1 protein-coding gene is annotated in these 781 nt (G+C 73.0%); it reads left to right on the top strand.

Translation table 11 applies throughout. The features are described from left to right. Window positions 1-778, top strand: a 778-nt coding sequence (locus HC022_RS27975; RefSeq protein WP_167454539.1) for a short-chain fatty acyl-CoA regulator family protein, incomplete at its 5' end; no start/stop codon positions are given. Window positions 779-781: the final 3 nt, after the last annotated feature.

Genomic DNA, 781 nt, shown 5'->3' with positions numbered 1-781 from the left:
CAAGGTGCTCACCCTCTCGAGCCTCGCCCCGCCCGAGACCCAGAGCTTCCAGCTGCTGGTGCAGGTGGCGCTGTTGCGGCAGAACGACCTGCTCGAGGCGACGCTGGACCTTGCGCGGTTCCAGTCCGACGCCGCCCGCGCCATCGCCAAGCTGGGACTTGCCAACTACTTCGCCGGCGCCGCGATGATGCCCTACGGCCGTTTCCTCGCCGCCGCGCAGGAGGCGCGCCACGATCTCGAGCTGCTGGCCTCGCGCTTCGGGGCCTCGATCGAGCAGGTGGCGCACCGGCTCTCGACGCTGCAGCGCCCCGGCGCCAAGGGCATCCCGTTCTTCTTCGCCCGCGTCGACCAGGCGGGCACCATCACCAAGCGCCACTCGGCCACGCGGCTGCAGTTCGCCCGCTTCGGCGGCGCCTGCCCGCTCTGGAACGTGCACCGCGCCTTCGAGACCCCGGGCCGCTTCCTGCGCCAGCTCGCCGAGACCCCCGACGGGGTGCGCTACGTGCTGCTCGCCCGCGACGTCACCAAGCGCGGCGGCCATTTCGGCGCGCCGGTGCGGCGCTATGCCATGGCGCTCGGCTGCGAGGTGCGCCACGCGGGCGCGCTGGTCTATGCCGACGGGCTGGGGCTCGACCGCGACGGCGCCTTCGAGCCCATCGGCATTTCCTGCCGGATCTGCGAGCGCACCGACTGCCACCAGCGCTCGGTGCCGCCGCTCGAGAAGCGGCTCGCCATCCACCCCGAGCGGCGCGAGGTGCTGCCCTACGCGCTGGAGTGAGGG

The organism is Salipiger sp. HF18 (assembly GCF_011806505.1).
Classification (GTDB): Bacteria; Pseudomonadota; Alphaproteobacteria; order Rhodobacterales; family Rhodobacteraceae; genus Salipiger; species Salipiger thiooxidans.
This window is presented reverse-complemented; position numbering and strand designations above follow the sequence as displayed.